Here is a 26,160-nt window from a genome sequence, read left to right as displayed (position 1 = left end):
CAGAATAACCTAGAGAATCGACTGACCGGTATCTTTCCAGTCTTGCAAAAAAGCATCCAAACCGCTGTCAGTCAGCGGGTGTTTGTAAAGTGCCGTTAAAATCTTTGGTGGCAAGGTCACCACGTCAGCCCCCATCAGCGCGGCATCGACAACATGCTGGGTACTGCGCACCGAGGCCACCAGCACTTCAGTTTGATAGTCATAATTTGCGTAGATGCTGCAAATCTCTTCGATCAGTCCCATACCGTCACGGCCAATATCGTCAAGCCGCCCGACAAAAGGCGAAATGAATTTCGCCCCAGCCTTGGCCGCTAGCAAGGCCTGACCTGCGGTAAAGCACAAGGTGACATTCACATCAGTGCCAGCATCACTCAGCGCGCGGCAGGTCATTAACCCATCGCGGGTAAGCGGCACTTTGACCGTTACATTTGGCGCGATTGCAGCTAGCTTGCGGCCTTCGGCAAGCATTGTTTCAAAATCGGTTGCGGTCACTTCGGCGCTAACCGGCCCATCAACAAGGCGGCAAATTTCGGCAATCGTATCAAGGATGTTGCGACCAGACTTGGCAATCAATGACGGGTTCGTTGTGACGCCATCAACAAATCCAGTATCGCAAAGCGCGGTGATCTCGCCAATGTCGGCACTATCAAGAAAAATTTTCATGGTGTTGATCCTGTTTTAACTGGATTGATGCTTGCGCTTTTTCAGCCCGCCACGCAAGTTTACTTGAAGCAACTTCGCAAATCCACAATCTTAAAAATGATGTGTGATCAGCCTAGCTGTGGTGGCGAATAAATTCCATAGGATCCTATGCTGTATAAAGATTTATCATGAATGACCCTGAGGCCATGACACAACCAGCTGTACTGGCGGTTGCGGTTGCTGCGCCGGTTGGCGGGATCTATGATTATCTCGCAGGGCCAGCGCTTGGTGCGTCAAGAGGCAGCCTTGTGATGGTGCCTTTTGGCGGGCGGCATTTGCCCGGTATTGTCATGGGGCCAGCGCTTGGTGATGTGCCGATGGCCAAGCTGCGGGCGGTTGAAACGCTGGTTAAACTGCCGCCATTGCCTGAAGCGCTGGTGCTGTTTATCGAACGGGTTGCGGCCTGGACGATGGCGCCGCTTGGTGCGGTGGTGAAAATGGTGTTGAGCCAGCCCGCCGCCTTTGGGCGCCCGCCACAGCAAAAACGCTATTATCATAAAATGCCAGAGGCTGGTGCGCGGCTGACCGTATCACGTCAGAAAATTATTGATTACCTTGCCGCCCAAACGAGGCCGCAAACACCGGATAATCAGGGTAATATTCCATCGAAGATTGGCGCTACCGCTGCTGCGATCACCGCTGCTTGTGGGGTCAGTCAGGCGGTTTTAAACGGCATGGAAGACGCGGGGCTTGTGCGTGTAGAGCTGGTTTCGGCGGATCAGCCGCCACCGGCGTTGCGGCATAATTCAGGGCATGGGGCGCGCAGTGTCACCTTAACTGCCGACCAGCAAAAGGCCGCATCTCATTTGCGGCGGGCGGTTGGCAATGGGTTTCGGGCTTGCCTGCTTGACGGGGTAACTGGTTCGGGCAAAACCGAGGTCTATTTCGAGGCCGTTGAAGCGGCCGTTGCGGCTGGACAGCAGGTGCTGATTCTGTTGCCTGAAATTGCCCTGTCTGCTGCGTGGCGCGCAAGGTTTACCGCGCGCTTTGGCGTGCCGCCGGTTGAATGGCATTCCGATATCTCACCTGCGCAAAAGCGCAAATCATGGCGATTTGTGCTGCAAGGCCGTGCCGAGGTCGTGGTGGGTGCACGATCGGCTTTGTTTTTGCCATTTTCGCGGCTTGGATTGATCATTGTTGATGAAGAGCATGAGCATGCTTTTAAACAGGAAGATCAGGCAATCTATCAGGCGCGCGACATGGCGGTATTGCGGGGGCAGCTTGATCAGGTGCCGGTGGTTCTGGCAAGCGCGACGCCGTCACTGGAAAGCTGGGTCAATGCTGGTAAAACGGGGCTTTCGGCGCGGTATGATTACTTAACGTTACCAAAGCGGGTTCATGATGCCCGCCTTCCCGATATTACCGCGATTGACCTGCGCCAAACGCCGCCCGAACGTGGCAGATGGCTGGCGCCGCCCCTTGTCGAGGCCATTGAGGCGCGACTTAAAGCCGGTGAACAAAGCCTGTTATTCTTGAATCGGCGCGGCTATGCGCCATTGACGCTTTGCGGGGCCTGCGGCACCAAAGTGACCTGCCCGAATTGCGATTCATGGATGGTGGCGCATCGTTTGGCAGGTCGTCTGCGGTGTCACCATTGTGGCCATGAATCGCGCCCGAGCAATGATTGCCAGGCTTGTGGTGCAAAGGATCAGATGCAGGCTTGTGGTCCCGGGGTAGAGCGGCTTGCCGAAGAGGTGCTTTTCCGGTTTCCCGAAGCGCGGTTTGCCCTGCTGTCCAGCGATACCGTTGGCACACCAAAAGCGGCCGAAGCCTTTATCCAATCGGTCAGCGATGGTGAGGTTGATATCATCATAGGCACGCAGATGGCCGCCAAGGGACATCATTTTCCGCATTTGACACTGGTTGGGGTGGTTGATGCTGATCTTGGGCTTGCTGGTGGTGATTTGCGCGCCGCTGAACGCACATTTCAGATGCTTAGTCAGGTGGCGGGACGTGCCGGACGCGAATCGCGCCCGGGGGCCGCGTTACTGCAAACATTGGAACCGGAAAATCCGGTTCTGGTTAGTCTGATTGCTGGTGATCGTGACGCCTTTCTGGCACAAGAGGCGGCGGCTCGAAATGCTGCCGGAATGCCGCCCTTTGGCCGCTTGGCGGCGGTTATCATCGCCTCGCCCCATGAAGACCGGCTGCATCAGGCGCTTCGCCAGATTGACGCGACCCGCCCCCAGTTTCATGCGGTGCAGATTTACGGGCCGGCAATTGCCCCGATCGGCTTTTTGAAAGGAAAACATCGCGCCAGATTGCTTATCAGGGCCGATAAGGGTGTGAATATTCAGCATATTTTGAAGGGATGGCTTGGGGCAATCAAGCTGCCGTCATCGGTGCGGATGCAGATTGACATCGACCCCTATAGTTTCCTCTAGAGTTTAGCACCTCGCCTGCGGGTGGGGTGCATCGAAAATTCGTCAATTTTTCATGGCGTGACTGCTTGCCTTTCGGGCATGGCTATGATAGCAACCACCCGTCACAACTGGTCGGGCCGCGTCAGCGCGCGACGGGTGGTGCACCCAAAAATCGAATTTCTTTAGGATGAGGGTTTAGTCGGTGAGTTCAGGCGCTACAGGTCTTGCAGGGCGGTATGCCGGCGCGCTTTATGCGCTGGCCGTCGACAGCAATAAAGTTGATTCCATCCATGACGAATTGGGTAGCATTTCAGCTATGCTCGGTGAAAGCCAAGACCTTCGAAAGCTGGTCGAATCGCCAATCCTGTCGCGCGAACAACAGCAGGCAGCAATCACCGCAATTCTGCAAAAAGCTGGTGCCGATGCGCTGACCATCAAATTCTTGGGTACTCTGGCGGCAAATGGCCGGTTGAGTGCGCTTCCCCGCGTCATTCAGGCATTTCAGCAAGAACATGCCAGCCGTCGCGGTCAAATCTCTGCCGAAGTCATCTCAGCTGTCGAACTTGATGACAGCCGCAAGGCGGTTGTAGAGAAAACTGTCGCCCGGCTTGCCGGCAGCGACAAATTGTCACTTTCGATGCGTGTAGACCCGTCACTGATCGGCGGTCTTGTGGTGCGCATCGGCTCTCGTATGATTGATACGTCAATCAAAACCAAACTTAGCCGGCTGGAATCAGCCATGAAGGGTGTTGCGTGATGGATATTCGTGCGGCTGAAATTTCAGCGATCCTCAAGGAACAAATTGCCAATTTTGGTAGTGAGGCGGAAATTGCCGAGGTGGGCCGCGTGCTCTCAGTCGGTGACGGTATTGCCCGTGCCCACGGTCTGGATGAAGTTCAGGCCGGTGAGATGGTCGAATTTGAAAGCGGCGTGAAAGGCATGGCGCTTAACCTTGAATCGGACAATGTGGGTATCGTTATCTTTGGCGATGACCGGTCGATCCGTGAAGGCGATGTTGTGCGCCGGACGTCATCAATCGTTGATGCGCCGATCGGCATGGGCCTGCTTGGCCGCGTTGTTGACGCGCTTGGCAACCCAATCGACGGCAAGGGCCCGCTAAAAGACACCAAGCGTAGCCGCGTTGAAGTAAAAGCACCGGGCATTATGCCGCGTCAGTCAGTGCATGAGCCAATGCAGACCGGCCTGAAGGCGATTGACAGCCTGATCCCGATTGGCCGTGGTCAGCGCGAATTGATCATTGGTGACCGCCAAACCGGTAAAACCGCGATTGCAATTGACGCCTTCATCAACCAGAAGGCGGTGAATGACGCAGCAGGTAAAGATGACAGCAAAAAGCTTTTCTGCATCTATGTTGCGGTTGGTCAGAAGCGGTCAACAGTGGCCCAGATCGTTCGCTCACTAGAAGAGCAAGGCGCGATGGAATATTCAATTGTCGTTGCCGCAACCGCGTCCGATCCGGCACCAATGCAGTTCCTTGCCCCTTACACAGCGGCGGCTATGGGCGAATATTTCCGCGACAATGGCATGCATGCGCTTGTTGTCTTTGACGATTTGTCAAAGCAGGCAGTTGCCTACCGCCAGATGAGCCTGTTGCTGCGCCGCCCACCGGGACGTGAAGCATATCCGGGTGACGTTTTCTATCTGCACTCACGGCTTCTTGAGCGTGCAGCCAAGATGAATGCTGAAAATGGTTCAGGTTCATTGACCGCGCTGCCAGTGATCGAGACACAAGGCGGTGACGTGTCTGCGTTTATTCCTACAAACGTTATTTCGATTACTGACGGGCAGATCTTCCTTGAGACTGAACTGTTCTACAAAGGTATTCGTCCGGCGGTTAACGTCGGCCTGTCAGTCAGCCGCGTTGGGTCAGCTGCCCAGATCAAGGCGATGAAGCAGGTTGCCGGCACGATCAAGCTGGAATTGGCGCAGTATCGCGAGATGGCGGCCTTTGCCCAGTTTGCATCAGACATGGACGCATCAACCCGGGCGTTGCTTGAGCGCGGTGCGCGTCTAACCGAATTGCTGAAGCAGGCTCAATATAGCCCGATGCTCGTTGAAGAGCAGGTTTCGGTTATTTTTGCTGGTGTGAAAGGCTATCTTGATAAGATCGCCGTATCTGATATTGGCCGCTTTGAGGCAGGGCTGCTTGATCATCTTCGCAGCAACAATCAGGACGTTCTCGATACAATCCGTGATGAGAAAGCATTGTCGGATGCCACATCTGACAAATTAGCAAAGGCCATCGAGGCATTTGGTAAAAGCTTTTCGTAAATGGTGAAGGCATTTGCGGGGTTTTGACGCCGCAAAATGGAGTTTGGTAAATGGCATCATTGAAGGATCTCAAGACGCGCATTAACAGCGTCAAGTCCACGCAGAAAATCACCGCTGCCATGAAAATGGTGGCTGCGGCGAAATTGCGTCGGGCGCAAGAGGCAGCGGAATCTGGCCGGCCATATGCCGACCGGATGCGTGGTGTTATTGCCAATCTTGCGGCCAATGCTGACCCGAGTTCTGCCCCTGCATTGCTCGTCGGAAATGGAAAATCAGCATCACATCTGCTGGTCGTCATTTCAGCCGATCGGGGTCTTTGCGGCGGTTTTAACGGGTCGATCACGCGTCAGACACGCACCGAAGTGGCGCGCCTGACCAGCGAAGGCAAAACTGTAAAGCTGTTGATGGTTGGTCGGAAGTCGGCTGATTCGCTTCGGCGCGAATTCGGCGATAAATACATTGCCAGCCTCGAAGGTATCCAAGGCACCTCAGTTGCGTTTTCTGACGCAGCTGACCTCGGCGAGACAATCCGCAGCGGTTTTGAAAATGGTGATTTCGACGTTTGCACCATGATTTATAATAAATTCGTCAATGCGATCACCCAAGAGGTCAAGCTGACCCAGTTAATCCCAGCCGAGGTTGCTGAGGCGGGCGACGGGGATGCTGTCGGTAATTATGATTATGAGCCTGAAGAAGATGAATTGCTGGCAAGCCTGCTGCCACGCATCATTTCAACACAGATTTACAGTGCCTTGCTGGAATCGTCTGCGGCCGAGCTTGCCGCAAGGATGACGGCAATGGATAACGCCACCAGAAATGCTGGTGAAATGATTGACGGTCTGACATTGGTGTATAACCGAACCCGTCAGGCAGCAATTACGAACGAACTTATCGAAATTATTTCAGGTGCTGAAGCGCTATAGATTTAGCAGCTGAATAAAACAAAATGATCAGGGCAATGATGCCCGCAATTAAAACGGTTCTAGCCCGGAGTAAGAAGACCATGGCAAATAAAGCAATTGGTAAAATCAGTCAGGTTATTGGCGCGGTTGTTGATGTTCAGTTTGATGGTGAACTACCTGCCATTCTAAACGCCCTTGAGGTCGACAACAACGGTCAGCGACTTGTGCTTGAGGTTGCGCAGCATCTTGGCGAATCAGCTGTTCGTACCATCGCGATGGACTCAACCGAAGGTTTGGTGCGCGGCGCCCAGGCGGTTGATACCGGCGCGCCAATCACCGTTCCTGTCGGACCTGAAACGCTTGGCCGTATCCTGAACGTCATTGGTGAGCCAGTTGATGAAGGCAAGCCAGTCAAGTCAAAGAAGCATTATCCAATCCACCGTTCAGCCCCTGAATATGTTGATCAGTCAACCGAAGCTGAAATTCTGGTAACAGGCATCAAGGTTGTTGACCTTTTGGCACCATATGCCAAGGGCGGTAAGATTGGTCTGTTCGGCGGCGCCGGTGTTGGTAAAACCGTTTTGATCATGGAATTGATCAACAACGTTGCCAAGGCGCATGGTGGTTATTCAGTGTTTGCCGGTGTCGGCGAGCGCACCCGTGAAGGTAACGATCTCTATCATGAAATGGTCGAGTCGGGCGTTATCAAGACTGACGGTCCAGGCTCAAAAGCAGCCCTTGTTTACGGTCAGATGAACGAGCCTCCAGGTGCGCGTTCACGTGTTGCCTTGACCGGTCTGACATTGGCTGAATATTTCCGTGATGAAGAAGGCCAGGACGTGCTGTTCTTCGTCGATAACATCTTCCGCTTTACCCAAGCTGGCTCCGAAGTGTCGGCATTGCTCGGCCGTATTCCATCGGCGGTGGGGTATCAGCCAACTCTGGCAACCGATATGGGTGCCTTGCAAGAGCGGATTACCACAACAAACAAAGGCTCGATCACGTCAGTGCAGGCGATTTACGTTCCTGCCGATGACTTGACTGACCCGGCACCAGCGGCATCATTTGCCCACCTTGATGCGACCACAGTTCTGTCGCGTCAGATTGCCGAGCTTGGTATTTATCCTGCGGTTGACCCGCTTGATTCATCATCTCGTATGCTTGACCCGCGGATTGTTGGTGAGCATCACTACAATATCGCCCGTCAAGTTCAAGAAGTGTTGCAGCAGTACAAGTCACTTCAGGACATTATTGCAATTCTCGGTATGGACGAATTGTCTGAAGAAGATAAGCTGGTCGTGGCACGTGCCCGTAAGATCCAGCGCTTCTTGTCACAGCCGTTCCACGTTGCCGAAGTCTTTACCGGTTCACCGGGCAAGCTGGTTGGCCTTGAAGACACAATCGCTGGCTTTGAGGGTATCTTGAAGGGGGATTATGATCATCTTCCAGAGGCGGCCTTCTATCTTGTTGGCACCATCGAAGAGGCCATCGAAAAGGCGAAGAAACTCACTCAGGACGCTGCGTAAACGCATCGTCTCTGTTCGATCCAGCATAAGGATGCGGTAGCATGGCTGAAACGACACAATTGGAACTGGTAACACCAGCCCGCGTCATGGCACAGAAATCTGTGCAGATGGTCGTCGCACCAGGGGTTGAAGGCTTGTTTGGCGTGCTGCCACGGCATGCGCCATTACTGGCTGATCTGGCGCGCGGTATCGTCGAAGTGCATGAAGATGGCAAAATCATTGACCGGTTCATGATTGACGGTGGTCTTGCCGATGTTTCTGGCGAATCCGTTACGATTCTGGCCGAACGCGCGATTGACCTCGGCACCGCCGATGCGGCGTCTTTGAAAGCACAAGCAGCGACGGCAGGTGAAGCCGAGGCTGCGTTTTTAAATGCGGTTATCGACGCGCTATAGACCGTAAATCAGAATGACAAAAAGGGCTGCCAATTGAGTTGGCGGCCCTTTTTTTTTACTCTTTTCCCATTCGGATGGGGGCTGGATGCGGGGCTTGGGTTCGGGGCTGGAATGCGGGGCTTGGGTTCGGGCCTGCTTTAAGCGATTTCGTCCAGCAGCCTTGCTAGACAAAATCGCGAAACGCTGCCAGCACATCATCATAGACGTCTCGTTTGAACGGAACCGCCATATCGACCAGATCACGCGGTGCCAACCAGCGCCATTCGCAAAACTCTGGCTCAGCCGTATTGATATTAATATCGGCGTCGTCACCGGTAAAACGAAGCGCCATCCATTTCTGCTTTTGCCCTTTATATTGTCCATGCCACAGCCGGTCAGCAAGTGGCAGCGGAATATCATAATAGAGCCAATCATCATGCTCACACAGCAACTCTGCCGATGATGTGCCAATTTCCTCGCCCATTTCACGCATACAGGCATCAATCGCTGTCTCGCCAGGGTCGATCCCGCCTTGCGGCATTTGCCATGCCTCGGCGCGGCTGTCGATACGGCGACCGCCAAAGACCTGCTTTTTGTCATTGATCAGAAAGATGCCGACACAAGGCCGGTATGGCCGTTCATCATAGGGGATATTCCGCATAATCAAGACCCCGGCTTTGTAACATTAAAAATCGAAACGCCGCGGATCAAATCCAGTGCGCGGGCCAGTTGATAATCAATTTTTGACTGATCTTCCGGCGCTGTACCAGCGGCTGCCTCTGGGGTATCGCCTTTGCTATCGCCGGACGCGCCGCTGTCCTTGCTAGCTTGCCCAGCTTTGCTTTTATCAAGCGCACCTTGCAAATCTTCTTCGCGTGTATTGCCGCCTTCAAGAGTTTCAATACGTGCGAGTGCCACCTCGATATCAGGGGTAATACCCTTGGCCTGAATTGAAATGCCTGATGGGGTGTAATAGCGCGCCGTGGTCAGCCGCATGGCGCTATTACCGGAAACAGGAATGACCGATTGCACCGATCCCTTGCCAAAAGAGCGCGTCCCAAGAAGCACCCCGCGGCGATGATCCTTTAGCGCGCCGGCAACAATTTCCGAGGCTGAGGCTGATCCTGAATTGATGAGCACGACAAGCGGCAAACCTTTGGCAATATCACCGGGGCGGGCATAGGCACGGCTGGCATTTTCACCACGCCGACCGCGCGTTGAAACAATTTCACCCTGCTCCAAAAACGCATCACTGACTGAAATCGCCTCATTCAGCAAGCCGCCCGGATTGTTGCGAAGATCAAGCACAAAGCCTTTGAGGTCTTCGCCGTGATCACGGAACATTTTGTCGATTTCCTTGGTCAGCCCGGGTGTGGTCTGTTCGGAAAAAGTGGTGATTCGCAAATAGCCGATACCGTCAAACATCTTGGCACGTACCGAACGAATTTTGATCGTGTCGCGCTTGAGGGTAACCTCGAACGGGTCCTTGCTTCCGCGTTTTACCGTGATCGTGACCTTTGACCCGACCTCGCCGCGCAGCCGGTCGACTGCATCGCTAAGGCCCATACCGCGAATCGCCTCATCATTGACTGCGATGATTAGGTCTTCGGGTTGTAATCCGGCTTTGGCGGCGGGCGTGTCATCAATCGGCGAGACGATTTTGATCACCCCGTCTTCCATGGTGATTTCGATACCAAGTCCGCCAAACTTACCTTTGGTCTGAACTTGCATATCGCTGAAATTTTCATTGTTCAGGAAAGAAGAATGGGGGTCAAGCGAGGTCAGCATCCCGTTAATGGCGGCTTCGATAAGGTCTTTTTCGTCGACCTCATCAACATAGCTTTCACGAACGCGCTGGAAAATATCACCAAACAGGCCAAGCTGCCGGTAAACAGCATCATTCTTGCCTGATTGCGCGGTTGTAAGCGTCGGCATTGCCAAGCCGGCAATGACCGCGCCAGCAATGAACGGCAAGGCGGCATAACGTATCCGGCGCCCTTGCGAAGAGAGAAAGCTGACAATTTGCATTTACAATTGCTCCTAATATCCCGCCGAATAGAGTAGCCAAAACAGATCGGCCTATGGTGACCTCACCCTTATATCACTAGTTGCTTATCGTGCCAGTCAATACGCTTGCATACAACCCCAACCCGATCTTGGAAGGTAAATCATCGCACCATCTAATGGCAAGATCATGGCCATTATTGGGGCGGCCATCAGCCTTGGCCTGTTCATTTTGCTAGGTGGTTGGCAATAACAAACTGATACCGGTCATTGACGCCGGTTTGGCGATTCCCATCATCGCCAGCAAACTGGGCGCAAGATCGGCCAGCCGCCCATTGGCAAGTTTTGTATTCGCATTACCGTTAACCAGAATTAATGGCACCAGATTGGTGGTATGCGCGGTATGCGGCGACGCGGCATCATCATCCCACATCACCTCACAATTCCCATGATCTGCGGTCAATAGCATCTGCCCACCAGCAGTGACGAGCGCCTCAACCAGCCTGCCAACGCAGCGATCGACCGTTTCAACCGCATGAATGGCGGCAGCTAGATCGCCGGTATGACCGACCATGTCAGGATTGGCAAAATTAATAATCAACAGATCATGCGCCTTGGTCTTAAGACTGTTCAGTGCGGTTTGCAGCACGTCATGCGCGCTCATTTCGGGCTGTAAATCATAGGTTGCAACTGCTGGCGACGCGATCATTTCCCTGTCTTCACCGGGCTGTAGCGCCTCTTCGCCGCCATTAAAGAAAAACGTCACATGTGGGTATTTCTCAGTTTCGGCAAGCCGTAATTGGCGCTTGCCAGCCCGCGCGACAACTTCGCCTAGCGTCTCGTGCAAATCCAACGGCGGGTAGAGTGTGACCATATGTGCATCAAGTGATTTCGAATAGCTGGTCATGCCAGCCATGGCGGCCAGCCGAAGCGGCTGGGTGGTACAGCCGGTAATATCAGGTTGGCAAAAGCAATTTAGAATCTGACGCGCACGATCGGCGCGGAAATTCATCATCACCACGCCATCACCATCCCGCATACCCTGATATTTGTCGATGATTGTGGGCGTGATGAATTCATCGCCCTCATCACGCGCATAGGCCGCCTCTAGCGCCGCTAGGGCGTCGATGGCATAGACAGGGGCTCTGGCGCCTGCAATGGCGTCATAGGCGGCTTGTGTGCGCTCCCAGCGGTTATCGCGATCCATGGCGAAATAGCGGCCAATGATGCTTGCCATTGTGGCGCCTGACGGCAAATCGGCTAAAAACCGCGGTAAATCTTGCTTGGCGGCTTGTGGCAATGTATCGCGGCCATCGGTAAAGCCATGCACTGCAACCGGAACGCTGACATCAACCAGCCCCTTGATTACCGCCAGAAAATGGTCTTGATGCGCATGGACGCCGCCGGGCGATAATAATCCCATTACATGGGCAGTGCCGCCGGACGCCCGAAGCTGTGCCGCCAGCGCGCCAAGTTCGGGATGGCCGGCAAGTGATCCATCTTTAACCGCCGCATTGATGCGCGGCAAATCCTGCATGACCACCCGACCGGCGCCAATATTCATATGACCGACCTCGGAATTGCCAACCTGCCCATCCGGCAGCCCAACATCGGCGCCCGAGGCCGCAAGCAGACTATGCGGCTGAGCAGAAAACAGCGCGTCAAAAACCGGCGTCTTGGCAAGCGCGACCGCATTATGTTCAACCGCGGTACGGTGACCCCAGCCATCCATAATACAAAGGACAACCGGGCCGTTTGAAGGGTGATAATTAGCCATAACGATCTTATAATCGGGGCATGGATTGATGTACAGATAAACTATGCTTTCAATCGAGGCACCCCAAATTTTTGCGCCCAAATTTTTCAGGCTCCAATTTTTCAGGCCCCAAATTATCGTAACCAGTCAGGTGCCCCCCGTTAATCTGCACGGTGATAGGGGTGGTTCGCTAAAATCGAGCTGGCGCGATATAGCTGTTCGGCAAGCATGGCACGAAACAGCATATGCGGCCATGTAGCCCGGCCAAAGGCAATGGTGTGGTCGGCTCTTTGTCGCAATATATCTGCATGACCATCGGCGCCGCCAATGGCAAAACAGGCCGCGCCATACCCGCCATTGCGCCAGCGATCAATCAATGCGGCAAGGTCTTCAGATGAAAGATCCTTGCCGCGCGGATCAAGCACGGCCAAGGCTGCGCCATCGGGCATTGCGCGTAAAAGACGGTCGCCCTCGTCATCGGTACGTTTTTGCCCCGGCGGAAGTTTTGACTCAACTTCGATCAGGCTGCCGCCCTGCGGCAAGCGTGATAGCCAGCCTTGTGTCAGGCTGTTTTCAGGCGATGCCCGGCCTTTGCCAACGGCGAGGATTAGTAATTGCATTAATTAGACCCTGACCGCCCCGTAATCTGAACCCAGTGATCTGAACCCATTGATCTGATCGAAAATTACGCTAGGCGTCGCTGCCAATTTTGACAATTTCAGCTGGCGTATCATCAACCCACATCCGCTCCAGCCCATAGAACTCACGCACTTCCGGGCGGAAGATATGAACAATCACATCATTTGCATCCAGCAACACCCAATCGGCTTGCCGCAATCCTTCAAGGCCAAGGATATCGACCTTCTGTTGCTTTAGCTTAAATTCGAGATGTTCTGCCATGGCGGCAACTTGCCGGGATGAAGCCCCTGACGCAACGACCATGTAATCGGCCATTGCGGATTTACCTTGTAATGGGATTGTCAGGATATTTTCGGCTTTGTCGTCGTCAAGAGAGCTGGTAATCAAGCTTAGGATTTGGTCTGCATTTAAGGCAGTTTGCGCTTTAGAAATGGGTATCTCCTGTCAAAATGTTCAAGCCTCTTCTGTTACAGGCTTCGGGCGGATTTAGGCGGTTGCGCGCTGCGCTTGTTGCCGGATTTCCGTGGCCGAAGCCGCATGACGTTTTCCAGCTATAAAACACCAGCCCGGTAGTTTTAGTGACCTTGTCGTAATCGCGCGGCGCATTTCCCCAACCTGATAACGCCGCCCTAGCAACCACCGACCAGACGCTATAGCCTTAAGAGAATAGCTTGGACGGTCGATTACGGCAATGGGTAGCAGGCGAATCAAATCCTGATGCCGGTGCCAGCGCGAAAATTGATCCAGATTATCCGCGCCCATGATCCAGACTAAACGCGCAAGTGGCAAGGTTTTTTTCAAATAAATCAACGTATTATATGTATAATTCTTAGGCAGGCCCGCCTCGGGTGCAAGAACGCGCAAAAACGGATAGCCGCCAGCGATATCGCGGGCATAGGCCAATCTTGTGGCAAGTGATGCCATTCCGGCGGCACTTTTCAGCGGATTCTGCGGGCTGACCAGCCACCATATCTGATCAAGCCTCAAGGCCCGCCGCGCCTCTAGCGCAACATGGATATGACCATCATGCGCCGGATTGAACGAGCCGCCCACAAGACCAATTTTCAGGCGTGACCGGCTGTGAAACAGCGCCGGCATCTGGTGGGTATGACTAGCTGCGTGTCTGGCCATCGCCGCGAACAACATATTTGAAACTTGTTAATTGCGCCGCCCCAACGGGTCCGCGTGCGTGCAGCCGTCCCGTGGCGATGCCGATTTCAGCCCCCATGCCAAATTCGCCGCCATCGGCAAATTGGGTTGATGCGTTCTGCATGACAATGGCGCTGTCGACCTCGGCAAAGAATTGCTCTGCCGCTGCTGCTGACTGGGTAATAATCGCATCGGTATGGGCCGATCCATATTTGCCGATATGGGCAATGGCCCCGTCAATATCATCAACCACGGCAACCGACAGGATTGCATCCAGATATTCAGTATAGAAATCGGTTTCGGTTGCTGGCGTCATTGCTGGAACCAGCGCACAGGCCGCAGCATCGCCGCGAAGCGCGCAGCCAGCCGCCAACAAATCGACGGTAATATCAGCCAAAAGCGTGGCTGCAACCGCCTTGTCGATCAGCAGGGTTTCGGCTGCCCCGCAAATACCGGTTCGCCGCATCTTTGCATTTAGCATGATGCGCCGCGCCTTTTCCGGATCGGCATCGCAATGGACATAGACATGGCAGACGCCTTCCAAATGGGCAAATACTGGCACGCGTGCCTCGGTCTGAACGCGCTCAACAAGCGAGCGTCCGCCACGCGGGATCACCACATCAATGCCGCCAACCGCACCGAGCATAGCACCAACCGCCTGCCGGTCGGTCGTTGGCACCATCTGGACGGCATCACGCGGCAGGCCAACCATGTCCAGACCCTCGGCCATGATGCTAGCAAGCAGGCTTGCGGTCAGCTGGCTGTCGCTGCCCCCGCGCAGAATCGCCGCATTGCCGGCAATAATGCATAATCCGGCGGCATCAACCGTAACGTTTGGCCGCGATTCGTAAATGATACCGATCACCCCAAGCGGTGTTGATATGCGCGTGATGTCCAGCCCGCTTGGCTGTTGCCAGCGTGCCAGCTCATGGCCAATCGGATCATGCAGCCGCGTCATTGCCTCAAGCCCGTTTGCCATCGCCTCGACACCGCTATCATCAAGCGTTAAACGGTCAACAAAGGCACCGCTGATGCCGCTGGCCTTGGCGGCCGCTACATCTTTTTTATTAACCTCAAGGATGGATGTTTTTTGGGCGCGAATCAGCGTGGCGGCGGCCTGCAATACCGCGCATCTGGTAGTAAAATCACTTTTGCCAATTACCGATTGGGCGGCGCGCGCACGGGTGACCATTGCGGCGATCAGGGCGGTAGCGTCGCTGGTTTTTTCTAGTTGCTGTGCCATTTATCTTCCTGTTTTAGGTCTTCTGGCTTTGGATCTTCGCGGATAAAGCGTCTTAGCGAATTTAAGGCCTAGCTATCACTGATCACAAGATTATCCGCATGAATCATCTCGTCACGTCCGCGATAGCCTAGCACGGTTTCGATTGCATTGCTCTTGTGACCTCTGATCGCCGCGGCATCGTCGCTGCCATAGCTGGACAGCCCATGTCCAATGACCGTTCCGGCGTTATTTTCAATCTCGATCAGGTCACCGCGTTCAAACTGCCCCCGAACCGCGACGACACCGGCTGGTAAAAGGGATCTGCCGGCGCGAACAGCCTTGGCCGCACCATCGTCAATGCGGATCGTTCCTTTTGGTGTCAGTGCCCCAGCAATCCATTGTTTTCGGGCGGTATGCGGCGTCAGCGCAGCGGCAAAAATTGTGCATTTGGCGCCGGCTTCGAGGCGTGACAACGGTGCCGGGCTTTGTCCATCACAGATAATCATCTGACAACCAGCAGCGGTGGCGATTCGCGCCGCCTCCAGCTTGGTAACCATGCCGCCAGACGCGTATGATGCGTTGGCAGGCCCAGCCATTGCCATAATTTCAGGCGTGATCTGAGCAATCTCGCCAAGGTGGGTGGCTGTATCACTGCCATTCGGGTTGGCCGTATAAAGCCCATCAACATCGGATAAAAGCACCAGCAAATCCGCGCCAACCATCGCGGCAACGCGGGCGGCCAGCCGATCATTGTCACCAAAGCGGATTTCGGCGGTTGCTACCGTATCATTCTCATTCACCACCGGCACCGCATTAAGCCCCAGCAACGCCATCATCGTTGTGCGCGCATTCAGGTGTTTGCGCCGGGTTTCGGTATCATCGGGCGATAATAGAATCTGCGCTGTCTGAATCTGATGCGCACCAAGCGCGTCCATCCATGCGTGCGCCAAAAGCACCTGACCGGTTGCCGCTGCGGCTTGCTTTTCTTGTAATTTCAACTTGCCATCGGTAATTTTCAGGAGGCGGCGCCCAAGCGCGATCGCGCCACTTGAGACCACCACAACGTCCTTGCCAGCCGACTTCAGCCGCGCAATATCGCTGGCAATACCGGCAAGCCATGACGTGTTGATGGCATTTTTGTCTTCATCAACAAGCAGGGAAGACCCAACCTTGATGACGATGATTTTTGCCGCATCGAACACATTATTGCTGGCCGTTTTGGTGGCTTTTTTGGTGGCAGGTGGTGTTACGGCGACCATGGCACAGCCTCTTCGGGCTCCGCTTCCTTTGCCCGGCTTGTTTCAATCACGTTGATTAATTGGCGCAACATTGTCGTCACGCCGCTTCCTGTTACCGATGACAGCGCTAGCACCTGGCCTGCACCAGCATCTTTTAGCGCTTTGGCAAGGTCGGCTGCGTAATCTTCGGGCGTTGCATCTAATTTGGTTAGCCCGACAATCTCTGGCTTGTCATAAAGATCGCCGCCATAGGCCTTTAGTTCATGCCGCAACATCTTCCATGCGGCAACAGGATCTTCGCCTGTGGCATCAATCAGATGCAGCAAAATCCGGCACCGTTCAACATGGCCCAAAAACCGGTGACCGAGGCCAGCGCCTTCATGCGCGCCTTCGATCAGCCCCGGAATATCGGCCATCACAAATTCTTTGCCATCAATACCGACCACCCCAAGATTGGGATGAAGTGTGGTAAAGGGATAATCGGCGATTTTTGGTCGGGCGGCCGAAACGGCGCTAAGGAACGTCGATTTGCCAGCATTGGGCATACCAAGAAGGCCTGCATCAGCAATCAATTTCAGTCGCAGCCAGACCCACATTTCCTGACCATCTTCGCCGGGCTGTGATTTGCGCGGCGCGCGGTTGGTCGATGATTTGAAAAAGGCATTGCCCTTGCCGCCAGCCCCGCCTTTGGCAAGAATGATCGTCTGGCCTTCATAAGTTAGATCAGCAAGGATCGTTTGCTGGTCATCTGATAGGATCTGTGTGCCAATCGGCAGCCGCATGACAACATCCTTGCCTGACGCCCCACTTCGGTCTCGGCCAGCCCCGGGGCGGCCTGATTCGGCTTTGAAATGCTGTTGATAGCGATAATCAATAAGTGTGTTCAACCCATTGACCGCTATCGCCACAATATTACCACCGCGCCCGCCATCGCCGCCATCTGGCCCGCCCAATGGCACATGCGCTTCACGCCGAAAGCTGATTGCTCCCGGCCCGCCATGCCCTGAACGGGTGTAGATTTTTGCCTGATCGAGAAATTTCATTATGACGATTCCGGTATTCAAAAACGGGGTTATTGCTTTGGTTGGACGGATGGTAACAGATGCGGTGACAAAACTGTAGCTTGAGCTTGGCTATGTGATCCGCGAATTATCAAATTTGCGCTTTATTGTATCTGGCGGCGCAGATTGCTGATGGCGACCCCTCTGAAAGACACCCGTACGCTGGATAAGTACCCGCACGCGAGATAAGTAAAAGGGGAACAACAATTGTTATCCCCCTTCAACTTTTGCGCGGCTGCCGGTCATAACCTGCCCCCCCCGCGCGTCATTTATGTGATGCAAAAGGCGCTATTCAGCAGCCTCGGCCATCGGTTCAACAGCCACAAACATTTTGCCGCCTGATTTCTGCCGAAATGCAACCTTGCCTTCGATCAGGGCAAACAATGTATGGTCTTTGCCCATGCCGACATTCTGGCCCGGGTTAACCTTCGTTCCGCGCTGGCGAACAATGATATTGCCGGCAAGAACGCTTTCGCCGCCAAATTTCTTTACACCAAGTCTGCGGCCAGCCGAATCACGACCGTTTCTGGAACTACCGCCTGCTTTTTTATGTGCCATTTTCTACCAACCTTCTATCTGTTCACAGCCAATATTGCGGCATTATTCTGATTAGTCTTTTTTCGCTGCGGGCTTTTTCGCGGCAGCGGCTTTTGGTGCAGTTTTCTTCGGTGCAGCCTTTTTCGCAGGCGCGTCGCCAAACTCAGCCGCCTTTGGCGCCGCTTTCGCAGCAGGTTTTGCTGTTTTAAGGCTTTTGGCGTCTTCGGCGATATCGTTGATCTTCAAAAGGGTCAGATCTTGACGATGGCCTTGTGTCCGGCGATGGTTTTTCCGGCGCTTGCGGCGAAAGATGATGATTTTCGGGCCGCGTGTCTGGCGCATTACGGTGGCGCTAACGCCCGCACCATCAACAAGCGGTGTGCCGATTGTCACCTTGTCGCCATCGCCAAGCATGACGATGTCGTTCAAAATGATCTGCTCGCCCTCTTCGGCGGCCAGACGTTCCACTAGAATAGTGTCATCCTTTGAAACGCGATATTGTTTGCCACCGGTCTTCACCAAAGCGTACATGGCGATCTTCCTTACCTAAACAGTTTGATGTCATAAGCGTGCCGTTATTTTTGGCAACGTCGTCATGTCATCATAATCATCTCATCAGCTGTGGACGGGGTTTCCGGCCAGTCGCTTTTCCCTCAATAACGAGGCAGCGCCGCCTTGGCACCCATGCCAAAGCGCGACAGCGGGCTGGAATATACGCTTTGCCGCCCCGCTGTCAAGTATTCAGATGCTTTTATTCCCCTTTTCCAGCATAGCCTTGCGCCGCGTCCCTGCGGTGAGTTTAGCCACGGGTTTTAACCGGTGCTGTTCGCCAGCCATCAGCGGTCTATCAATGGCCGGTGATTAGGGCTGTTGTTGGCGGCGGTTGGCATCAGCCACCTGCAAACGGCCCATCGCGCACCGGATCATAGGGATTCTGCCCCATTTCGAGGTGTAACCTGTTGCCATCCCACGGGTTTTGCGCCACCACATCCATATCCAGCTCGATGCCAAGCCCCGGTGCGGTTGGCGGAATTATATAACCATCTTCCCAGCAAAGCGGGGTTTTTAGCAAATCGGCATGAAATCCGTCCATCTTTTGAATTGATTCGAGAATCAGGAAATTCGGGATCGAGGCGGCAAGCTGGATATTCGCCGCCGCCACCACTGGCCCGCAATAAAGATGTGGGGCGATCTGCGCATAATAGGGTTCGGCAATGGCGGCAATCTTTTTGCCTTCTAGAATGCCGCCAGCCCGCCCCAGATTGGGTTGCAGAATCGCTGCTGCGCCGCAGTCAAGAACACGCGAAAATTCATACTTGCTGCACAGCCTCTCGCCAGTTGCGACCGGAATTCGGGTGGCCTTTGCCACTTTTGCCATGGCTTCGGGCATATCTGGCGGGGTTGGCTCTTCGAACCACAGCGGATCAAAGCTCTCAAGGCGCTTGGCTAGCCGGATCGCACCTGCCGGGGTGAATTGGCCATGCGTGCCAAATAACAGATCGGCACGATCACCAACCGCGGCGCGAATGTTGCGGCAGAAATCCTCGCATTGACCAAGTGTTTCAAGATCAGGCTGGCGGCCGTCAAACACCGTATATGGACCTGCCGGATCAAATTTTACGGCGGTAAAGCCCTCCTTTACATAGGCGGCGGCGGCTTCGGCGCTGGCGCTGGCATCATTGTAGAAACTGGCTGCATCCTGATCGGCGCGGGGGTAGAGATAAGTATAGCTGCGCAGCCGGTCATTTACCTTGCCGCCAAGCAGGTCATAAACCGGCCGGTCAAGCGCCTTGCCGATAATATCCCAGCAGGCCATTTCCAGCCCGCTGGCAACACCTTGAACCGTTGGGTCGGGACGATGTGAAAATCCCGAACCATGGGCGCGACGCCAGAATCGCTCAATCTCGAACGGGTTTTGATCTTCAAGATACCGGCCAAACATATCGGCAGCCATGATTGCCACGATTTCGGGCGCAAAGCTGGCGGCATAAATTTCGCCATATCCACGTATCCCGCAACTGGTGTGTAAAATCACAAAAATAAAATAGCGGCCGCCAAAGCCGGGTGGCGGTGTTTTGACGATATGGGTTTCGATTGTTTGAAGTTTCATAAATTCAATCCGGCTTGTAAGGCCAGCAAAAAACCGGCGTGGTGAAAGCATCATATGGCGATTAAGTGCTGGCAAGAAAAAACCGCCATTGCGGTGCGGATTGCCGGCATCTTCAGCCTGCTCCCCCCTTTTGCGATTCCCTCATCTGAGCGCGCCTCCAACTGAACGCGCCTCCAACTGAGTGATTCCCGGAAAGCTTGACAAAAAATACCAATGGCTCGCTTGGTAATGACCGGCGCCCCTTTGCCAGCATTTGTTCGCCAGAATCTTTTTGCTATTGCCAGTTCCTAGGGTTGCCCCCAGACAGACGGGTAAAGACCGTTTCATTCTAACGGACGCCCACTCTAATAGACGCGTAAATCTAACAAAGGAGGCGAATATGCAGCCTAAAAATTCTGATCCGAGGAGGGCTTGTTATGACTAGCTGGTTCGGCAAAAAGGCATGGCGCGGCATCATCTTCGGGGGTGTTGTCGGGCTTGGTATCGGCGGGGTAGCCGGATTTGGTCTTGGGGTTTATTTTCTGCCGATTCTAACGGCTGGTCCGGGTCTTGATGCGGCGACGGTGCGTGCGCTTGCCGATAGCGCCGAGCGCCGGGGCAAATTTGTGCGTGATTTGCCTGGCTCGGATGTGCTGCATTGGGGGGATGGCACAATCATGTTGAATGACAATAAAATCTGGCTTGATGGTCATATTTCGCCGGGTCCTGATTACCGGCTGTATCTGACGTCGCAATTTGTTGACACTGGCGCGGCATTCATGGCGATCAAGTCGGCGGCACGCCAGATAGGGCCAATAGAAACTTTTGAAAATTTTGCGCTAGATTTGCCGCCGGGCCTTGATCTTGATGATTATCAGGCGGTGATTATTTGGTGCGAGGCCTTTCAGCAGTTTATCAACGCAGCAAAGCTGGAAAATTAGCCAGATTGCTTTTATGCTTGGATCGTGGGCGCGGTTATTCTCGCACATGGATGAATTTGGGTGGTGATGAGATCGGGTAACAGTATGTTAGGCGGTAAGGGAGCCTTATCCCCATCTCAACGATTTAATGTACAGAGGATCATTTCGTGCTGGCGCAGTTGAAGCAGGTAAAGATTCCAGCCGCAGATGCGCTTGGTCTTGATGATGTTATGGCAATTTATCAGGCGTTGCAGCCGCTCATGCCAACGCCGCAAAACGGCGGTTGCCAGCCAGCGCCACGGCTGCTTGATATTTTAGCTGAATTTGATGGGCTGGTTCTGGATGGCTATGGGGTGATCAATATCGGTGATGGCCCGATTGAGGGGATTGCTGAATTGCTCGATGCGGCGGCCAGCATGGCAAAGCCGGTGCTGGTTCTGACCAATGGCGCCAGTTTTTCATCGGCGCGTGCTTTTACCAAATATCAGCAATGGCAACTTCCCATCGCACGGGATGATGTTTTATCCAGCCGTGATGCGCTGATGGCCGCGCTTGCGATACCGTCTCAAACGTCACTGCCGCGGCAAAGGGTGACTGGCGTTTTTGGACGCAATGTTGAACCGCTTATCGGTGATCAGGTGATTGTCTATGGCCGCGATGATGATTTCTGGCAGCGGGCTGAAGCCTTTGTCTTTTTGGGGGCAATTGATTGGGATGAGGCGGATCAGGCGGCATTTGAAATGGCCATACTGACCCATCCGCGGCCATTATATGTGGCCAATCCCGATGTGACCGCACCACAGGCAAATGATCGGTTTTCAGCCGAACCCGGCTATTGGACAGCGCGGATGATGCAGCAGGCGGCAAAACAGGGCATAAAGGTTGAGGTCAACTGGTACGGCAAGCCGTATCTACCGGCCTTTGATATGGTGCTGGCGCGGATGAAACTGCGGCTTGGCCGTAATTTCGATCCCAAACGCATTGCCATGGTCGGCGATAGTTTACATACTGACATTCTTGGCGGTGGTAGCGCTGGCATGACAAGCGTTCTGGTCACCGATCATGGGCTGTTCAGAAGCGCGCGTGCACTGGCCTATTGTGATGCTTGTGGCATTCGCCCTGACTGGGTGGTGAACACGCTGTAAGGGGTGATCAGGGAACGCCCGATTTTGAGACATGACTTGCGTGAACGGCAGGCAGGCCTATAGAAACACATACTTACAAACACATACTCACAAACATACAGCTTACAAACATATAGCGCGCGAAGGCACCATGGAGGGCTTATGCAACGACGGTTTATTTTACAAGGTCTGGAATGCCAAGCGTCAATTGGTATCTATGACGCCGAGCGTGCTGCCCCGCAACGGATCAAGATTGACGCTGAATTGCGGCTGAATGCGGCCAGCGAGCCCCTCGATGATCAGGTTGAAAGCACCCTGAATTATGACAATATCCGGCAGACAATCCTGACAATTGTCGCGGCGCGGCATTATGATTTGCAGGAAACATTGGCGCGCGCGCTATTCGACGCGCTATCCGGCCTCAAAGATGTGCAGTCGCTTTGTGTCCGCACCGCCAAGCCGGATGCCTATGATGATTGTGAAACCATCGCCTATGAGCTGGATAATTTTTAGATGCGCTAGCCTAGCCGGTCGAGCTTGGCCTTTAATTGATCAAACTCATCACGGATCACGCGCAAGGGATCATTGTCCGGGCTAGCTGTGCCGCCGCTGCGAATATTGTCGAGGCTGGCACCAAGCGCATCTTCGGCATGACCCTGATGCGCGAGAAACGCATTCATTGAACGTTCGAGATAGCGCGACAAAATCGGTTCCATACGGTCGCCGTAAAAGCGGATTAGTTGTTGCAGGACAGCAATGGGCAAAAGCCGGTGGCCCGCCGATTCAATTTCCAAAATGATCTGCACAAGGGTAAAGCGGGTTAAATCCTGACCGTTGGTCGCGTCAATGACCTGAAAATCAATATTGTTTTTGACCATCAGTTTCAAATCATCAATCGTGACATATTTTGATGAGCTGGTGTCATAGAGGCGGCGATTCGCATATTTGCGGATGACCACTTGATTTGCGGCTTGCTTTGGCGTCATAAACATCTCGGGAAATACAATGGGAAACAACAGCTAGCAAATGTTGGCCCAAGACGCAATGTTGCAGTGCAAAATAAATTTCTACAATATAGATATGAATTATTGGCACATACAATGCAGTGCAGCAAATGAGGATCTCGAGTGAATGTTTGATGATATCACCGAATTCACGCGGTTTTATCAAACTGGAACCGGACAGCGTGTCGCCGGGTTGATCCGCCAGCAATTGGGGTCTTTTTGGCCCAGCGGTTCATCCTCGTCAGTGGCTTTTTTAGGGTATGCTCAGCCGTTTATCGACAAAGGCTCGGCAGCGCTTGGGATGATGCCGGCGCGGCGCGGGGCCGCGGCATGGCCAAAACCATCATCGGTTCGAAATTGTTTGGTTAATCCTGCAAATCTGCCACTTCCCGATGTTCATCTTGACCGGCTGTTAATGGCACATATGCTGGAATTTGAACATGATCCGGGTCAGCTTCTTGACGAATGCTGGCGCGTGCTGGATGGCGCGGGGCGATTGCTGGTTATTGTGCCCAACCGCAGCGGCCTATGGGCAAAGGCGGAACGGACGCCATTCGGTCACGGTCGCCCCTATTCTGGGCGCCAGTTACGCCGTTTGATGGAAATGCATGGCTTTACGCCGCGGCAAACCCGCCGCGTGGCCTTTATGCCACCATTAGCCGGCGGGCTTGCCCAGCGTTTTGCGCCAGCTATCGAGCGTGTCGGTACCAGATGGTGGCCTGCTATGGGCGGCGTTCTGCTTGTCGAGGCTGATAAAATGCTCTATGCACCTTCGGGAAAAGCACGTAAACTTCACAGCCGAGAAACCGCTGGTACGCCTGTATTGGTGGGGCAATCGCGCGGGGCATTATCGCCAAAAATTTGATCGTGGAACTGGCAATTCAATGCTGGTAACCGCAAAAATATGGCCTTGGGCAAAGATGATTGGTTTAGAAGGCTGGGAACATTGGGCATGAGTGAAGATCTGAACCAATTAAGAGACGCCATTGACCGGCTGGATAGCGAGATTTTACAAGCTCTGGCGAAACGTATGCAATTATCGGATCAGGTAATTGCTGCGAAAAAGGGGGCTTTTGCCTTTCGTCCGGGACGTGAGGCCGCCTTGGTGCGCCAGCTTGTCGCCAACAGCAAAGCAAACGGCCAAGATTTGTCGCCTGCGGTAATTTTGGGGGTTTGGCGACAGATTATGGCCGCCAGCCTTAGCCGGCAGAATGGCGATCTGGCCGTTGCCGTGCATCCGTCGGTGATGCCTGCGGCCGCATGGCATATGGGCAGTGCGCTTGTGGCAACAAATCATGATCAGCTTGATCTGCTATTAGCCATGGCTGCATCTGGGCAATGCCGTTACGCGCTGGTGCCTGCCGATGGTGACCAACAAGCGTTGCTGGAAAGCCTTGATAAACATCGCCAGCTATTCATCATTGCGCGCACCCCGCTATATGATATGCCAGCGGTGCGTCCGGCCTTTATCATCGCCGATTACTTGCCAGACCCTTCTGGTGATGACATAAGCCTTTATGCTGTTGCCTCAGCAAGTGGGTTCACCCTTGGCAGTTTTGACGGCCATCACGGTGACGACGCTGCTGGTGCAGCATTGCCAGATGCGGCACGGCTTGTCGGGGTTTACGCGCGCTAATCCGGTGCCGGATAATCAGATTTGCCGGATAGATGAACAGCAAAGACAAAAAAGTGAAAGCAGAATAATGACACTAATTTACGACAAGGTGGCGGTGATTGGCATGGGGCTGATCGGGGCCTCAATTTCGCTTGCAACGCGCCGCGGCGGGCTTGCTGGTAGCGTGATCGGTAGTGACCGTTCGCCCGAAGTCGCGGTGACGGTGGCGCGCCTCCAGCTTGTTGATCATTTTGAAGCGGATGCAGCCTTGGCGGTACAGGATGCCGATCTTGTGATCATGGCGGTGCCGGTTGGTGCCGTTGGTGCGCTTGCCGAACAGATTTTGCCACATATGAAACCGGGTGCAGTGTTGACCGATACCGGATCAACCAAAACATCGGTTGTGCGCGATGTTGCGCCGCATTTGCGTGATGATGTTTTCTGGGTGCCATCGCATCCGCTTGCCGGTACCGAACATTCGGGTCCGGGGGCAGGTTTCGAGGCGCTGTTTGACGGCCGCTATTGGATTATTTTGCCGTTGGCGAGCGATGAGGCTGTGGTAACGCGGTTAGAGACCTATATCACTGGTCTTGGGTCGGTGTGTGAGCGGATGAGTCCCGAATATCATGATAAGGTATTGGCGTTAACGTCGCATTTGCCGCATCTGATCGCCTATACGATCGTGGGGACGGCGGTTGATCTGGAAACCCAGTTGAAAAATGATGTGATCCGTTTTTCGGCATCAGGATTTCGTGATTTCACCCGAATTGCCGCCTCTGATCCGGTGATGTGGCGCGATGTCTTTTTGAATAATGATGCGGCGGTGCTGGAAATGTTGCAGCGTTTTTCCGAAGATCTCAGTTATTTGCAGCGGGCGATCCGGTGGCAGGAGGGCGACAAGCTGGAAGCCTTGTTTACCCGTACGCGTGAGATCCGACGCTCAATCATCGACGCGGGTCAGGATTAAACCGGCCAGCGGTTCGGTCAGATATTTCGCATATTCGCGTGCCAGAAGCCGGATAATCGGCGGGGTTTTCCACCATGTTTCAAGGTCGAGATCAGTCGGGCTAACTGCCGAATAATGAAGTGTAAAATCTGGCAATCTCTGGGCAAAAACTGATTTGGCGCGGGGCATGTGATAATTTGCCGTGACGAGCCGCAACGACTGGAACTGATTGGCGGTGGCCCATTGCCGCGCCGCGACCGCATTTTCTCTGGTGTCGCCAGCCTCAAATTCCAGCGTCACGCAACAATCAAACAGTGCCGCTGCGGTCCCATCAAGGTTCAGATTATCAGCAAGAATAGCCTTGTTTACACCCCGCCCAACGCCTGACACCAAAAGCGCCTTGCCAGCACCATTCTGCAAAAGATCCAGCCCTTCGGCGAGGCGTTGCTGCCCGCCAGTAATCACCACAATGCCGTCGGTGGGTACGGTGGTCGCCTGATCAACCTTGGGAAGGGTTAGGACAAAATGCTGTAATCCGGCCAGAAAATAGGCGCAGCCAAGAAGCAGGATGACCAGCACTGATTTTGCTGTCATTCCGGTTCGCCCCGCAGAAACTGTTTTCACCCTAGCCATACCGCTTTTCATAATAGGAATTATGCCGGAATTGCCAACCAAAACCAGTGGTAAAGACCGATCT

At 54.0% G+C, this 26,160-nt stretch carries 27 protein-coding genes; 12 read left to right on the top strand and 15 right to left on the bottom strand.

Features of this window, described 5'->3' with window-relative positions:
- Positions 1–9 precede the first annotated feature (9 nt).
- Positions 10–663, bottom strand: coding sequence for a fructose-6-phosphate aldolase (gene fsa / locus AB8881_06715; GenBank protein ID XDZ62246.1), 654 nt, complete (start codon positions 661–663; stop codon positions 10–12).
- Between the two features lie 167 nt (positions 664–830).
- On the opposite strand from fsa, the gene AB8881_06710 reads away from it, so the two are divergent.
- The 6 genes from AB8881_06710 to atpC all read left to right on the top strand — a co-directional run bounded on the left by AB8881_06710 (position 831) and on the right by atpC (position 8,180).
- The gene (locus AB8881_06710) at positions 831–3,086 is read left to right on the top strand and encodes a primosomal protein N' (GenBank protein ID XDZ62245.1); all 2,256 of its coding nucleotides are present in this window, start codon (positions 831–833) and stop codon (positions 3,084–3,086) included.
- Between the two features lie 181 nt (positions 3,087–3,267).
- Entirely contained in the window at positions 3,268–3,822 is a 555-nt protein-coding gene (locus AB8881_06705) for a F0F1 ATP synthase subunit delta (protein XDZ62244.1), read from the top strand.
- Entirely contained in the window at positions 3,822–5,357 is a 1,536-nt protein-coding gene (atpA, locus tag AB8881_06700; protein ID XDZ62243.1) for a F0F1 ATP synthase subunit alpha, read from the top strand. Before AB8881_06705 ends, atpA begins: the two co-directional genes overlap by 1 nt.
- 50 nt (positions 5,358–5,407) lie before the next feature.
- Entirely contained in the window at positions 5,408–6,280 is an 873-nt protein-coding gene (locus tag AB8881_06695) for a F0F1 ATP synthase subunit gamma (GenBank protein ID XDZ62242.1), read from the top strand.
- 80 nt (positions 6,281–6,360) lie between these two features.
- Positions 6,361–7,785 carry a F0F1 ATP synthase subunit beta gene (gene atpD / locus AB8881_06690; protein XDZ62241.1) on the top strand — a complete coding sequence of 475 codons (1,425 nt, stop codon included), beginning with the start codon at positions 6,361–6,363 and terminating at the stop codon, positions 7,783–7,785.
- Between the two features lie 41 nt (positions 7,786–7,826).
- Positions 7,827–8,180 (top strand): ATP synthase F1 subunit epsilon, encoded by a 354-nt coding sequence (gene atpC / locus AB8881_06685; GenBank protein ID XDZ62240.1) that lies wholly within the window; start codon positions 7,827–7,829, stop codon positions 8,178–8,180.
- A gap of 163 nt (positions 8,181–8,343) precedes the next feature.
- On the opposite strand, the gene AB8881_06680 is transcribed toward atpC, so the two are convergent.
- The 12 genes from AB8881_06680 to AB8881_06625 all read right to left on the bottom strand — a co-directional run bounded on the left by AB8881_06680 (position 8,344) and on the right by AB8881_06625 (position 19,875).
- The gene (locus AB8881_06680; protein ID XDZ62239.1) at positions 8,344–8,820 is read right to left on the bottom strand and encodes an RNA pyrophosphohydrolase; all 477 of its coding nucleotides are present in this window, start codon (positions 8,818–8,820) and stop codon (positions 8,344–8,346) included.
- Positions 8,821–8,822: 2 nt separating this feature from the next.
- A complete protein-coding gene (locus tag AB8881_06675; protein XDZ64529.1) occupies positions 8,823–10,094 on the bottom strand; it encodes a S41 family peptidase in 1,272 nt (423 codons plus the stop codon).
- A 304-nt stretch (positions 10,095–10,398) separates the two neighbouring features.
- Positions 10,399–11,940 (bottom strand): 2,3-bisphosphoglycerate-independent phosphoglycerate mutase, encoded by a 1,542-nt coding sequence (gene gpmI, locus AB8881_06670; protein XDZ62238.1) that lies wholly within the window; start codon positions 11,938–11,940, stop codon positions 10,399–10,401.
- Between the two features lie 140 nt (positions 11,941–12,080).
- Positions 12,081–12,539 carry a 23S rRNA (pseudouridine(1915)-N(3))-methyltransferase RlmH gene (locus AB8881_06665; GenBank protein XDZ62237.1) on the bottom strand — a complete coding sequence of 153 codons (459 nt, stop codon included), beginning with the start codon at positions 12,537–12,539 and terminating at the stop codon, positions 12,081–12,083.
- A gap of 70 nt (positions 12,540–12,609) precedes the next feature.
- Positions 12,610–12,942, bottom strand: coding sequence for a ribosome silencing factor (gene rsfS / locus AB8881_06660; protein ID XDZ64528.1), 333 nt, complete (start codon positions 12,940–12,942; stop codon positions 12,610–12,612).
- A 102-nt stretch (positions 12,943–13,044) separates the two neighbouring features.
- A complete protein-coding gene (locus AB8881_06655; GenBank protein XDZ62236.1) occupies positions 13,045–13,689 on the bottom strand; it encodes a nicotinate-nucleotide adenylyltransferase in 645 nt (214 codons plus the stop codon).
- Positions 13,670–14,950, bottom strand: a complete 1,281-nt coding sequence (locus tag AB8881_06650; protein XDZ62235.1) for a glutamate-5-semialdehyde dehydrogenase — start codon at positions 14,948–14,950, stop codon at positions 13,670–13,672. Before AB8881_06650 ends, AB8881_06655 begins: the two co-directional genes overlap by 20 nt.
- Positions 14,951–15,018: 68 nt before the next feature.
- A complete protein-coding gene (gene proB, locus AB8881_06645) occupies positions 15,019–16,188 on the bottom strand; it encodes a glutamate 5-kinase (GenBank protein XDZ62234.1) in 1,170 nt (389 codons plus the stop codon).
- Positions 16,176–17,210 (bottom strand): GTPase ObgE, encoded by a 1,035-nt coding sequence (obgE, locus tag AB8881_06640; protein XDZ62233.1) that lies wholly within the window; start codon positions 17,208–17,210, stop codon positions 16,176–16,178. Before obgE ends, proB begins: the two co-directional genes overlap by 13 nt.
- A gap of 306 nt (positions 17,211–17,516) precedes the next feature.
- Complete coding sequence (rpmA, locus tag AB8881_06635; protein ID XDZ62232.1) at positions 17,517–17,786, bottom strand: 50S ribosomal protein L27; 270 nt, start codon at positions 17,784–17,786, stop codon at positions 17,517–17,519.
- Positions 17,787–17,837: 51 nt separating this feature from the next.
- A complete protein-coding gene (rplU, locus tag AB8881_06630; protein ID XDZ62231.1) occupies positions 17,838–18,296 on the bottom strand; it encodes a 50S ribosomal protein L21 in 459 nt (152 codons plus the stop codon).
- Between the two features lie 358 nt (positions 18,297–18,654).
- On the bottom strand, positions 18,655–19,875 hold the full coding sequence (locus AB8881_06625; protein XDZ62230.1) for a mandelate racemase/muconate lactonizing enzyme family protein: 1,221 nt from the start codon (positions 19,873–19,875) through the stop codon (positions 18,655–18,657).
- Positions 19,876–20,291: 416 nt separating this feature from the next.
- Here AB8881_06625 and AB8881_06620 point away from each other — a divergent pair, with 416 nt between their 5' ends.
- The 3 genes from AB8881_06620 to AB8881_06610 all read left to right on the top strand — a co-directional run bounded on the left by AB8881_06620 (position 20,292) and on the right by AB8881_06610 (position 22,411).
- Complete coding sequence (locus tag AB8881_06620; protein XDZ62229.1) at positions 20,292–20,795, top strand: DM13 domain-containing protein; 504 nt, start codon at positions 20,292–20,294, stop codon at positions 20,793–20,795.
- 146 nt (positions 20,796–20,941) lie between these two features.
- Positions 20,942–21,919 (top strand): HAD-IIA family hydrolase, encoded by a 978-nt coding sequence (locus AB8881_06615; GenBank protein XDZ62228.1) that lies wholly within the window; start codon positions 20,942–20,944, stop codon positions 21,917–21,919.
- A gap of 141 nt (positions 21,920–22,060) precedes the next feature.
- On the top strand, positions 22,061–22,411 hold the full coding sequence (locus AB8881_06610; GenBank protein ID XDZ62227.1) for a dihydroneopterin aldolase: 351 nt from the start codon (positions 22,061–22,063) through the stop codon (positions 22,409–22,411).
- Positions 22,412–22,416: 5 nt separating this feature from the next.
- Here the strand turns inward: AB8881_06610 and phaR are convergent, their stop codons facing one another.
- Complete coding sequence (gene phaR, locus AB8881_06605; GenBank protein ID XDZ62226.1) at positions 22,417–22,884, bottom strand: polyhydroxyalkanoate synthesis repressor PhaR; 468 nt, start codon at positions 22,882–22,884, stop codon at positions 22,417–22,419.
- A 145-nt stretch (positions 22,885–23,029) separates the two neighbouring features.
- Here phaR and AB8881_06600 point away from each other — a divergent pair, with 145 nt between their 5' ends.
- The 3 genes from AB8881_06600 to AB8881_06590 all read left to right on the top strand — a co-directional run bounded on the left by AB8881_06600 (position 23,030) and on the right by AB8881_06590 (position 25,484).
- Complete coding sequence (locus AB8881_06600; protein XDZ62225.1) at positions 23,030–23,767, top strand: methyltransferase domain-containing protein; 738 nt, start codon at positions 23,030–23,032, stop codon at positions 23,765–23,767.
- An 87-nt stretch (positions 23,768–23,854) separates the two neighbouring features.
- Positions 23,855–24,538 (top strand): chorismate mutase, encoded by a 684-nt coding sequence (locus AB8881_06595; GenBank protein ID XDZ62224.1) that lies wholly within the window; start codon positions 23,855–23,857, stop codon positions 24,536–24,538.
- 64 nt (positions 24,539–24,602) lie between these two features.
- Positions 24,603–25,484, top strand: a complete 882-nt coding sequence (locus AB8881_06590) for a prephenate/arogenate dehydrogenase family protein (protein ID XDZ64527.1) — start codon at positions 24,603–24,605, stop codon at positions 25,482–25,484.
- On the opposite strand, the gene AB8881_06585 is transcribed toward AB8881_06590, so the two are convergent.
- Positions 25,458–26,057 carry a YdcF family protein gene (locus AB8881_06585; protein ID XDZ62223.1) on the bottom strand — a complete coding sequence of 200 codons (600 nt, stop codon included), beginning with the start codon at positions 26,055–26,057 and terminating at the stop codon, positions 25,458–25,460. The genes AB8881_06590 and AB8881_06585 overlap by 27 nt on opposite strands.
- Between the last annotated feature and the right edge of the window lie 103 nt (positions 26,058–26,160).

It is taken from the genome of Alphaproteobacteria bacterium LSUCC0396, from assembly GCA_041228345.1.
GTDB lineage: Bacteria > Pseudomonadota > Alphaproteobacteria > Puniceispirillales > Puniceispirillaceae > UBA3439.
Note: the sequence above shows the minus strand (reverse complement) of the source record. Positions and strands in the feature narration are given on the sequence as shown.

What these genes read in the sequence shown, in the direction of transcription:
- atpA (XDZ62243.1), top strand. Translation starts at nt 3,822, where the DNA reads ATGGATATTCGTGCGGCTGAAATTTCAGCGATCCTCAAGGAACAAATT.
- AB8881_06680 (XDZ62239.1), bottom strand. Translation starts at nt 8,820, where the DNA reads ATGCGGAATATCCCCTATGATGAACGGCCATACCGGCCTTGTGTCGGC.
- AB8881_06620 (XDZ62229.1), top strand. Translation starts at nt 20,292, where the DNA reads ATGACTAGCTGGTTCGGCAAAAAGGCATGGCGCGGCATCATCTTCGGG.
- rplU (XDZ62231.1), bottom strand. Translation starts at nt 18,296, where the DNA reads ATGTACGCTTTGGTGAAGACCGGTGGCAAACAATATCGCGTTTCAAAG.
- AB8881_06585 (XDZ62223.1), bottom strand. Translation starts at nt 26,057, where the DNA reads ATGACAGCAAAATCAGTGCTGGTCATCCTGCTTCTTGGCTGCGCCTAT.
- atpC (XDZ62240.1), top strand. Translation starts at nt 7,827, where the DNA reads ATGGCTGAAACGACACAATTGGAACTGGTAACACCAGCCCGCGTCATG.
- AB8881_06665 (XDZ62237.1), bottom strand. Translation starts at nt 12,539, where the DNA reads ATGCAATTACTAATCCTCGCCGTTGGCAAAGGCCGGGCATCGCCTGAA.
- AB8881_06600 (XDZ62225.1), top strand. Translation starts at nt 23,030, where the DNA reads ATGTTTGATGATATCACCGAATTCACGCGGTTTTATCAAACTGGAACC.
- AB8881_06595 (XDZ62224.1), top strand. Translation starts at nt 23,855, where the DNA reads ATGAGTGAAGATCTGAACCAATTAAGAGACGCCATTGACCGGCTGGAT.
- AB8881_06655 (XDZ62236.1), bottom strand. Translation starts at nt 13,689, where the DNA reads ATGGCCAGACACGCAGCTAGTCATACCCACCAGATGCCGGCGCTGTTT.
- AB8881_06675 (XDZ64529.1), bottom strand. Translation starts at nt 10,094, where the DNA reads ATGCCGACGCTTACAACCGCGCAATCAGGCAAGAATGATGCTGTTTAC.
- gpmI (XDZ62238.1), bottom strand. Translation starts at nt 11,940, where the DNA reads ATGGCTAATTATCACCCTTCAAACGGCCCGGTTGTCCTTTGTATTATG.
- rpmA (XDZ62232.1), bottom strand. Translation starts at nt 17,786, where the DNA reads ATGGCACATAAAAAAGCAGGCGGTAGTTCCAGAAACGGTCGTGATTCG.
- AB8881_06625 (XDZ62230.1), bottom strand. Translation starts at nt 19,875, where the DNA reads ATGAAACTTCAAACAATCGAAACCCATATCGTCAAAACACCGCCACCC.
- AB8881_06710 (XDZ62245.1), top strand. Translation starts at nt 831, where the DNA reads ATGAATGACCCTGAGGCCATGACACAACCAGCTGTACTGGCGGTTGCG.
- AB8881_06610 (XDZ62227.1), top strand. Translation starts at nt 22,061, where the DNA reads ATGCAACGACGGTTTATTTTACAAGGTCTGGAATGCCAAGCGTCAATT.
- proB (XDZ62234.1), bottom strand. Translation starts at nt 16,188, where the DNA reads ATGGTCGCCGTAACACCACCTGCCACCAAAAAAGCCACCAAAACGGCC.
- phaR (XDZ62226.1), bottom strand. Translation starts at nt 22,884, where the DNA reads ATGACGCCAAAGCAAGCCGCAAATCAAGTGGTCATCCGCAAATATGCG.
- AB8881_06695 (XDZ62242.1), top strand. Translation starts at nt 5,408, where the DNA reads ATGGCATCATTGAAGGATCTCAAGACGCGCATTAACAGCGTCAAGTCC.
- obgE (XDZ62233.1), bottom strand. Translation starts at nt 17,210, where the DNA reads ATGAAATTTCTCGATCAGGCAAAAATCTACACCCGTTCAGGGCATGGC.
- fsa (XDZ62246.1), bottom strand. Translation starts at nt 663, where the DNA reads ATGAAAATTTTTCTTGATAGTGCCGACATTGGCGAGATCACCGCGCTT.
- atpD (XDZ62241.1), top strand. Translation starts at nt 6,361, where the DNA reads ATGGCAAATAAAGCAATTGGTAAAATCAGTCAGGTTATTGGCGCGGTT.
- AB8881_06650 (XDZ62235.1), bottom strand. Translation starts at nt 14,950, where the DNA reads ATGGCACAGCAACTAGAAAAAACCAGCGACGCTACCGCCCTGATCGCC.